The sequence below is a fragment of the Zobellia russellii genome (assembly GCF_018728565.1).
Taxonomy (GTDB): domain Bacteria; phylum Bacteroidota; class Bacteroidia; order Flavobacteriales; family Flavobacteriaceae; genus Zobellia; species Zobellia russellii.
Genome location: NZ_JACSOI010000014.1, coordinates 1 through 8,758, shown reverse-complemented (window position 1 = coordinate 8,758; position 8,758 = coordinate 1). Strand labels below are relative to the sequence as shown.

11 protein-coding genes are annotated in these 8,758 nt (G+C 34.0%); all 11 read right to left on the bottom strand.

From position 1 onward, the window contains the following. Positions 1-99: 99 nt before the first annotated feature. The 11 genes from H9565_RS19935 to H9565_RS19885 all read right to left on the bottom strand — a co-directional run bounded on the left by H9565_RS19935 (position 100) and on the right by H9565_RS19885 (position 8,438). Entirely contained in the window at positions 100-477 is a 378-nt protein-coding gene (locus H9565_RS19935; protein WP_246560854.1) for a DUF4844 domain-containing protein, read from the bottom strand. A 498-nt stretch (positions 478-975) separates the two neighbouring features. Continuing rightward, complete coding sequence (locus H9565_RS19930; RefSeq protein ID WP_262897842.1) at positions 976-1,764, bottom strand: carboxypeptidase-like regulatory domain-containing protein; 789 nt, start codon at positions 1,762-1,764, stop codon at positions 976-978. A 192-nt stretch (positions 1,765-1,956) separates the two neighbouring features. Next, positions 1,957-3,819, bottom strand: coding sequence for a right-handed parallel beta-helix repeat-containing protein (locus H9565_RS19925; protein ID WP_215442135.1), 1,863 nt, complete (start codon positions 3,817-3,819; stop codon positions 1,957-1,959). 158 nt (positions 3,820-3,977) lie between these two features. Continuing rightward, positions 3,978-4,772: a hypothetical protein gene (locus H9565_RS19920; protein ID WP_215442134.1), complete on the bottom strand. Its 795-nt coding sequence runs from the start codon at positions 4,770-4,772 to the stop codon at positions 3,978-3,980. A gap of 160 nt (positions 4,773-4,932) precedes the next feature. After that, positions 4,933-5,478: a dihydrofolate reductase family protein gene (locus H9565_RS19915; RefSeq protein WP_215442133.1), complete on the bottom strand. Its 546-nt coding sequence runs from the start codon at positions 5,476-5,478 to the stop codon at positions 4,933-4,935. A gap of 205 nt (positions 5,479-5,683) precedes the next feature. Further along, on the bottom strand, positions 5,684-6,094 hold the full coding sequence (locus H9565_RS19910; RefSeq protein ID WP_215442132.1) for a DoxX family protein: 411 nt from the start codon (positions 6,092-6,094) through the stop codon (positions 5,684-5,686). A gap of 83 nt (positions 6,095-6,177) precedes the next feature. Beyond that, positions 6,178-6,651, bottom strand: a complete 474-nt coding sequence (locus tag H9565_RS19905) for a Crp/Fnr family transcriptional regulator (RefSeq protein WP_215442131.1) — start codon at positions 6,649-6,651, stop codon at positions 6,178-6,180. 171 nt (positions 6,652-6,822) lie between these two features. Continuing rightward, positions 6,823-7,230 (bottom strand): VOC family protein, encoded by a 408-nt coding sequence (locus tag H9565_RS19900; protein WP_155598313.1) that lies wholly within the window; start codon positions 7,228-7,230, stop codon positions 6,823-6,825. Positions 7,231-7,241: 11 nt separating this feature from the next. Then, entirely contained in the window at positions 7,242-7,616 is a 375-nt protein-coding gene (locus tag H9565_RS19895) for a DoxX family protein (RefSeq protein WP_215442130.1), read from the bottom strand. A gap of 5 nt (positions 7,617-7,621) precedes the next feature. Continuing rightward, positions 7,622-8,116 (bottom strand): SRPBCC family protein, encoded by a 495-nt coding sequence (locus H9565_RS19890; RefSeq protein WP_215442129.1) that lies wholly within the window; start codon positions 8,114-8,116, stop codon positions 7,622-7,624. Beyond that, entirely contained in the window at positions 8,106-8,438 is a 333-nt protein-coding gene (locus H9565_RS19885; RefSeq protein ID WP_155598310.1) for a metalloregulator ArsR/SmtB family transcription factor, read from the bottom strand. The genes H9565_RS19890 and H9565_RS19885 overlap by 11 nt, the downstream gene beginning before the upstream one ends. Positions 8,439-8,758 lie beyond the last annotated feature (320 nt).

Sequence of the window (8,758 nt, the reverse complement as noted above, 5' to 3'; positions counted from 1 at the left end):
ACCCCAAAATCAACATTATGGACTAATAAAAAATAAAATATTATCTTTAGAGAACTGGCCTAGGGCTTTTCATAGGATACATTGTTGGCAACAGTTTTTTTAATTTTTATTTGTCAATTCGTTCGGGTCAAAACCGTACATAAATTTATTAAGTTGTCTATTCGAACTTTCCAGTCCGACAATGTCCATTAATTCCTCAATGTATGTGCAAACTCTTTCTCGGTCTTCAGTGTCCAATTCCAAATAGACGTCCGCAAATCTTGAAAGTCCGATTCCAATTTTCTCTTGATATTTTTTGTCAGTCGGATTTTCAGATTCCGCTACACTTTTAAAGTCAGACGCAACACTATTAATTTTCTCCGTAAAAATCGGTCGCATTTTTTCGTCAGCGATTCCAGGATAGTAATTTTCCTCAACGAACTTTTTCTTTGCAAGAAATTCCGTAAACTTTTCGGATGCGTTTTCAGGTGTATTCATTTCACTCGCATTTTGTCCACAAGCGCTTATACTAACTAATATTATAATACCATAGATATACTTAATCATTAGCCGTATTTTTTGATAGCAGTTTTTTTCCTTTCGTTATCCATAAAATTGGTCCAACAAATCCAAGCATTGATATAAGAATCCACGTTGATTTTGAACCATTGAACTCTTTGGTCAGTATAAGGTATATTGCTCTAAATGTTGTTATTAAAGACCAAAAACATAAAACAATAAATGATAGTATTAATATTTGTTTCATTTAATCAATGTCTGTTTCTTAAATTGTTGCCAACGGTTTAGCTATGAAAAGTAAGGGAGCAAACTAGCGTTTACTTTCCGCCATGCACATAGCAAAAGCTTTTTGTTTTGTTTTTTCTTTTCCTTGTTTAAAGCAAAATCCCAAAGATTTTGCGGACTTCATAAAAATACACAAACCTTTCGATTAAGCCCGAAGCCCTTATTTTTTATAGGTTTTGTTGGCAACAGTATTTATTTATCAATTATCACTTCGAAATATTTCATTTCATATTTGAAATTTCTTCCAATGCTTAAATCCTTTTCTCCATATTCCAAAGAATCATAAGGCTGCATTTCTTTAATTTTAATTTCAAGAGTTAACTTTCTTTTGTACTTGTTCAGAATCTCCCCTTCAATTACGTAATCATAATTTTCTTCTGTACAATACTCACAATGTGAATAGTAAGTACTTATCATTTTTTCTGATGAATCTAATCCAAAAGGTATTTTTACAATATCGCCGATTTTTAGTTCTTTGAACTTTGTTTTAATCTGTTTCTTGGCCAATTTATCTTGTCGACGAATTTTGTTAAGGTCTGGGAAGTCAAGTTCAAACTCTCGAATGACACAGGGTTTTTCGGTTTTAAAAAGTCTTTTTTGGAAGGCTTGAGAGTGTAACTCAGTTAATTTTTCAAATTCTTTTTTCCGAAGTCTGTCAACTTTTTTAGGTGACTTAAAGTCATAAGTAGAAGCCAAAAACAGAATTATCTCTGGATTATTGCATTCGTTTGGAATTGTTATAGTTGCCCATTCATAGCCAACTCCAGCGAAAATTAATTTATCTGTTTCTTTGGGTAATTCAATTTGGAAATACCCATTAAAGTCAGATTGTGCGATTTCGGTAGTGTCTTTGTCATATATTGAAATACCTACGGCGCTTTCCAAAAATTGGTCGATAATTCTACCGTCTATAGTCCGTTGTCCAAAAGCGGAAAAAATGCAGAAAAAGAGCAGTAAGGAGTATGTTATTTTAAATTTCAAATTCAACTTGTGATATTGTTGCCAACGGTTTGAATATGGGGCGTTTGGAATTTTGAAACACCTTCCTATCAAACCGCTATATTTTTTTTAAATGTAAACATTCCCAAAATTAGCACTATCCGCCAAATGGCCTATATTTTTTGTTGTGCAACGTAATTCATTATATCGTGCTGAAACTTCATTAATAACACTTTACCAAACTTTTACAACAATTGGTTTATCGTATGATTGCTCAAAAGGACCAGCAATAGGGTTGTCTGTATTTCTTTTAACACCTTTAAAGTCCATGTCAATTTTCAATGGGGAACCATCGAAATTCATAAAATGTGCGTTAGACAAAACTGTTTTTCCAAGTAGCGCCGTTGTAACCAAATTATTTTTTTGCTCACTTACATCAACTGGCAGTTTGAAATTCAAAATTAATTCATCGTTTTCTTCGGTCATTTTTAGTTTAAAAAACTCTTCTTCGTCCTGAATTTCAAGCGGTCCTTCTTCACTCTCTAGTGGTTTAGCATTAAATACATAAACATTACCATCTGCCGTACAAGGCGTTTCAGTATTGTTATATTCGCTAAGTCCATTGCTAGTAATCATATTATTATAAAAACGAGTATCACCTCCTTTGATAGGCCTTATACCTACTATTTCTGTTGAGTGCTCCTTATGATATGGAGTCCATCTACCATCGGGTCTGTAATCAATCTTACCATAAAATAAATTATGTGCATACGTACCACCTTCTGAGCGGTCTTTTAAACTATATCTCGTAAGCAAAATGTTGTTATCAACCACAAAGGGTCCATGGTTTACTTCAATATATAAATCCTGTCTTCCATTTTCGTAAAGAATATTTGAAGTTACACGAGTACCTTGCGTCATCCAATCCAACCATATTCCTCTTGATGTATGATGAATACGATTTCCTTTGATGAGCATATCAATGGGAGCATGAAATTTTATACCTGCCATTTCGTAACCTGTGAAAGGCTTGTCAAGATTGATGTTGTAAATATGATTTCCAATGATTTGACTGAATATTCCGCCAAGGCTACCACAAATACCAGCTGCGCCACAATTGTAAATTGTATTATTTCGGACGATATGTGAACCTATAGTATCTTTTGACCATCCGTTTTTCAGTGCACGTTTAATTGTTCCAACATATCCTCCTGCAGAATTCCCTGAAGTATTATCCGTAGTATCTCCATATTTACCTAGCGTTAATCCAACACATTTTGAGTCGCTAATTATGTTATTTTCTATGATCCAACCTTTACTCCAATGTGTGCCAATAAGTGCTTTTTGCTCTGCCGTTGGTGGCGCCCACTGAGAAGCTGCATGTCTCATAGTAAAACCAGAAACAGTAATGTAGTTTCTATTGGGTTTATCAGGATAAAAACAGGCTTTTCTAACATTGATTTCAGTTAATTCCTTTTTGGGATTTAACGCTCCAAAATTTGCCCAAATATGAGTTTCATTTTCATCTACTTCACAATACCAGCTTAATTTTCTAATATTCATTTTTTCTTTAGCAACTTCCTCGTATAAAGCGGTTCCGTTTATATACACCTCACCTGTATGATGCACTCTACCTTGGGGTTTAAACCAGTCTCCAGCTATTGAATCTTTATATGGATTATAACTTTCAAAGAATGTATTAGGAATTACAGCTTTCCAAATCCCTTTTTCTACTTTTTTCCAATTTGATATTACCTCAGAACCTTTAATTTCAACTTTTTCTCCCTGAGCAGCACGATATACAATTCTGTTATCATCACTTGAACCACCTCGGAGAGGATTAATCCATTCACGATAAGTGCCTTTATGTACAGTAATTGTATCACCTGGCATTGCTATTTTGGCTGCCGCTGAAATTGTTTGAAACGGTTGCTTCAATGAGCCTATATTAGAGTCATTCCCTTTAACAGATACATGATATTCAACTGCATATAATAAATAAGGAAACAATAAAAGAAATAGTATTTTTATGATCTTACCTTTTGATATGAGCGGATTATTATAGGTTATCATTTTTTTTATAGATTTTTCTCTCATCTGCTTGTTTTATGTTGCACAACGTGTTCGTGTATGGCTTGTTGCGGAAAATCAGTATGATTTTCCGATTAAGGAAACAAGATAGCAAATTGCGCAAGAATTTCCGAGTAGGAAATTCACAAGCAATGAGCTATACACGTTGTTAGCCACTGGTTTTTTCATTTCAGCTGAAAGTGAATATGATCATCATGTCTGACTGCTTGACAACCATGATATCTTACTTTTCCATTTTTCAAATTCAGTCGTTGTTTTAAATGTGGTTCAATGAATAACTTTCCAACCTGATTTTGTTTTACAATCAGATTTGATAAATCACGAGTTCCTTTTTTCGAGAATTTGATGTCTTTATTAATTTTTCCAAGAGTTAGATATTTTGGAAAGTCGTATTGCCAGTTGCCTTTATTTTTACATACAGCAATTTGGTTGTATTCCTTTTCAGACGGACCTTCGTACGCTCCATAACCACTGATTGACGGCTTTTTGTTTGTCAATATTCCATTTTGGTTTTCGTAAATCAGCGAAATATCGATTTTCTTACCATCGTTGTGACTCAGATGGGGAAGAAGCGGGAATTTGTCAATAAAGGGAAAGTTTGCATCCAGATAAATCATCTTTATTCCATCGTTCCGCTGTTCAAATTCACTTGCAATAATTCCAATTGCTTTATTCAATTCTGGTCGCACATAATTTCTATTCGCAAGTTTATAGAAGAATGAATGAGCCTCTACAAATTCAGATTCTTTTATTTTTTCACGACCAAAAATAGGAGCGGAGTGTGGTACAATTAAGAAAGTTGCAAGCAAGTACAAAGCTGCAAAAACTCCAATTCGTTTTAACCGTCTCTTTTCACTTTGTTTTTTAACTAGAAATAAAGTAATCAGATAAACAATTCCACCAATTTGAGTTAGTACAGTTAAAAGGACAAAGATTATTATGTGAAGTATGATTTTCAATAGTAAGTTCAACTTGTGGCTAACGTGTTTGTATATGGTTTGTTGCGTGGTTAAGCAACTAATTTAGTAAACAATAACGAACGCGAGAAAATTCCGAAGGAATTTTCCAAATAAGCAACGACCAAAGCAATTAATTATACACGTTGTTGTAAGCTGGCTTTTACTTTTTATATGTCAAAACTGTTATTCCACATTCGTAGGCTTTTGCACTTTCCAATTTTAATTCAGTTTTATAATCAACTTTCTCAAATATTGGCATTCCTTTCCCCAGAATCGAAGGATTTATGAAAAAATAATATTCGTCAATTAAATTTTCTCTAATTAGTGAAGAAACAAATTCGCCACCTCCATAGGCAATTATGTCATTTCCAGTTGAGGACTTTAATTTTTCTATTTTTTCGACTAAATCTCCTTTTTCCAAAAGGGTATTTTCCCATTCAGTATTTTCGAGTGTTTTTGTAAAAACTATTTTATTTGAGTTATTAATTTTTTCAGCACCTTCCAATTCTTTGTTGGATTTCCAATGTGGAATAAATCCTTCAGCAAGTTTTCGTCCTAATACAATGGTGTCAGTCGATTCTGTTATTTCTTTGACGAAGTTCTTTAGTTTTTCATCCCAATTCCAAATCATCCAGTCCATTTCTCCGTTTGGACCAGAAATGAATCCATCAATCGAGAGTTGAATTTGAAGTTTTAATTTTCTCACTTTTTACTGTTTTTCGTTAAAGTTACAATCTTGTTTTCAGCTTGCTTACAACGTGTTTGTATATGAAAAGTAGCAGATTTATCTGTACTAATTTTCGGTTTAAAACAAAAATAGCAGAAAAGAACTAAACTTTTAATTTAGTTCTTTTCTGCTATTTTTTATATACGTTGTTGTGTGCCGTTTTTATTCAGCTATTAATTAACCACTAACTTTTAGGAAGTATAGGTGCTTTTTTATTTCTTCCCCAGACAATAAAAAGCGTAATACCAATTAGAACAACATTCATTCCTATATTTGGAAATTCACCTCGTGATGCATGAAATCCTACTGCTAAAACCATTATCAATGCAAGACCCAAAGCTGCCCAAACAGTTAAAAAAGGTTTGAACCGGAAAATAGATGGAATTAGTAAACCTAATCCTCCTAATAATTCACTAATACCAATAAACCTTACCAATCCTAATGGTGTCGATGTTACCCATGGAAGTGATTCTGCTAATGCCTCTATTGGTTGAGTAGCTTTCATAATACCTGCCATTATAAACATGACAGCTAATAGTCCTTGTGCAATCCATAATGCTATATTGATTGCTTTGTTGCTTTTTTGATTTGTCATTTTACTTTGTTTTTATTTTATGGTACAAAAATCATAGTTTTGGAAAGCCTATGCATTGATGTACATCAAGAAATGACATTTGATTATTTTTTTTGAGAAAGTTCATGTCGAACACGACTTAAAGCTTCAGGCGTAATTCCTAAATAAGAGGCTACCATTTTTAGTGGAACTCTTTGAGTAATGTTTGGATACGTTTTAACAAAATGTTCATACCTTTCTTTTGCATTTGAACTCATTAACATTATAATCCTATTTTGCATTGTTTCTAAACGCCTTAATAAGGCATTTAAGTCTGGGCCTTCTTTTAATAATTCTTCTTTGGTAGCTACATTTATTATTGAGTCTTCAACAGCATCGATAAATAATTGACAAGGTGTATTGGGTTCACAATTATCAGCAACTAACCAGTTTTCAGGACCAAACATATAAATATGTTCTTTCCCTTTTTCATCGATTGTATAGCTCCGTAACAAACCATTCTCAACAAGATAAACCTTAGAACTTATCTCTCCTTTTTGTTGTAAAAGAGTTCCTTTTTTTGCGTTTATTTTTTTCAATTATTTAGTTCTATTAAGGTTTGTTCAAATGGCACACAACGGTTTTGTGTATGAGCAGTAGCGGGATTTAAGCAACTACTTTTCGGATAACAATATAGTTTAATTTATGCGAAAACGGTTCAGGTTAGCACCTAAACCGCTATTGCTTATACACGTTGTTGTGGGCAGTTTTTATTCCGTTGGCATTTTTGACATATCCATATATAACATTTCCCAAGTGTGTCCGTCCAAATCTTCGATTGTTCGTTGTTGCATAAAACCGTAATCCCTTAATTCGTTTGGTTCATTTCCGCCTGCCCTTAATCCGTTTTCCAAAATTTCATTCATTTCATCCACGCTATCGGTAGATAAAGAATAAAGTCCTGCAATATTTGCTTTCGTGTCTGCAATTGGCTTGGTGGAAAAGGTTGAAAACTTTTCGTGTGCCATTAGCATTACGAAAATTGTATCGCTCCACACCATACATTTTGTAGTGTCGTCTGAAAATTGAGGATTGTTCGTAAATCCCAATGCTGTGTAAAAGTCCATTGATTTGTTAACGTCTTTTACAGCTAAATTGATAAAGATTTGTTTTGCCATTTTTTTGATTTTTAGTTTATTACTTTGATTTTGTTTTTGTAATGGTAAGAAAGTGCAAGTATGCCCAAGAAAGCCAAAGGCATAATCATATAACCGATGTTCTTATCTACACAAGCGTGACTTATGAACGCAAAAATAAGTGTGAAAGCAAGACCTGAATATGCCCATTCTTTTAGCTTTTCAGGTGTTTTTGGGTAAACAATCGCAATAACTCCAAGGACTTTTGCTATCGCTAAAGCGTATGCGAAATAATCGGGATAGCCCAAAGCCTTTGTTCCGATTGTCATATACTCTGGTGCAAAAATCCAAGTACTCATTGGCATAACCGCTTCCCAAAGAGCTATGATAATTGTAGCCGTCCAAAAAATGATTTTAGCTTTTTTCATTGTCTTTATGATTTTAAAAGTTTTGCCAAATGGTCTAATGTTGCTGTAAACCCTTCTTTGAAGCCCATTTGTATGTGCATCTCTAGGTCTTCAAGTTTTGCGTGTTTAATAGAAATCTTTACCGTTGTAATACCATCAGTTTCGCTAAAGTCCAAGTTCCAATTGGCAGAAGGCATTTGTTCGTTAATGTTTTCGTCCTTGTCTGCAAATGCATCTTTGAATTGGAAGTTGTCTTTGGGTGAAATTGACGTAAAGTCTTGAATGGACCAATGTTCCTCGCCTTCAGGACCGACCATAGCGTAAAATCTTCGTCCACCTTCTTCAAAGTTCATATACTTTGTTCTTGATTTCCACGGTTGTGGTGCCCACCATTGGTCAAGGATTTCCTGTTTTGTAAAAGCATCCCAAACCATTGGTTGGTCTGCATCAAATTCTCGGTTTACAAAAACGGTACTTGTTTTTTTGTCGACAGTAAAGTCGAATAACAGATTATTTTTCATTTTTCTTGTTTTTAAGTGTTGATAATAAATTGTCAAGTTGGCCAAAACGGTTTTCCCAAATTTTTCTGAACTGTTCCAACCATTTATCGATTTCTTTCATTTTTTCGATTTTCAGTTCATAGTAGATTTCTCGACCTTGTTGATTTGCTTCTACGAGGTCGCATTCGTTCAAAATTTGTATGTGTTTTGAAATGGTAGGTCTCGCTGCATCAAAGTTTTCGGCAATTGCTCCAGCTGTCATTGCTTGAGAAGTGAGCAATACCAATATCGCTCGTCTTGTTGGGTCTGAAATCGCTTGAAATATGTCTCTTCTTAATTTCATTATGAAGTTATTTGACTACAAATATATATGAAGCCATTTAACTACGCAAATATTTTTTCAATTTTTTTTGTTGGGAAGTTGAAATTAAGTTGGAAGGGTTGATGTCCGTAGGCTGTTCTTAAATTGCCCACAACGGTCTCGGCTATGAGTAGTTGCGTGGGTCAGAACTCAACTTTGCAAGTACACACCAAGCTGAAAATCCGCTAGGATTTTCAGAAGTAGGCGAGAACAAGCAATTACTTATAGCATCTATGTAAAAGCAGTAAGTCGAGTATCTTTAAGATGAACTAAAAATTAAAGATATGAACACTCAAATTACT

What these genes read in the sequence shown, in the direction of transcription:
- H9565_RS19900 (WP_155598313.1), bottom strand. Translation starts at nt 7,230, where the DNA reads ATGGCAAAACAAATCTTTATCAATTTAGCTGTAAAAGACGTTAACAAA.
- H9565_RS19935 (WP_246560854.1), bottom strand. Translation starts at nt 477, where the DNA reads ATGAATACACCTGAAAACGCATCCGAAAAGTTTACGGAATTTCTTGCA.
- H9565_RS19885 (WP_155598310.1), bottom strand. Translation starts at nt 8,438, where the DNA reads ATGAAATTAAGAAGAGACATATTTCAAGCGATTTCAGACCCAACAAGA.
- H9565_RS19910 (WP_215442132.1), bottom strand. Translation starts at nt 6,094, where the DNA reads ATGACAAATCAAAAAAGCAACAAAGCAATCAATATAGCATTATGGATT.
- H9565_RS19890 (WP_215442129.1), bottom strand. Translation starts at nt 8,116, where the DNA reads ATGAAAAATAATCTGTTATTCGACTTTACTGTCGACAAAAAAACAAGT.
- H9565_RS19925 (WP_215442135.1), bottom strand. Translation starts at nt 3,819, where the DNA reads ATGAGAGAAAAATCTATAAAAAAAATGATAACCTATAATAATCCGCTC.
- H9565_RS19895 (WP_215442130.1), bottom strand. Translation starts at nt 7,616, where the DNA reads ATGAAAAAAGCTAAAATCATTTTTTGGACGGCTACAATTATCATAGCT.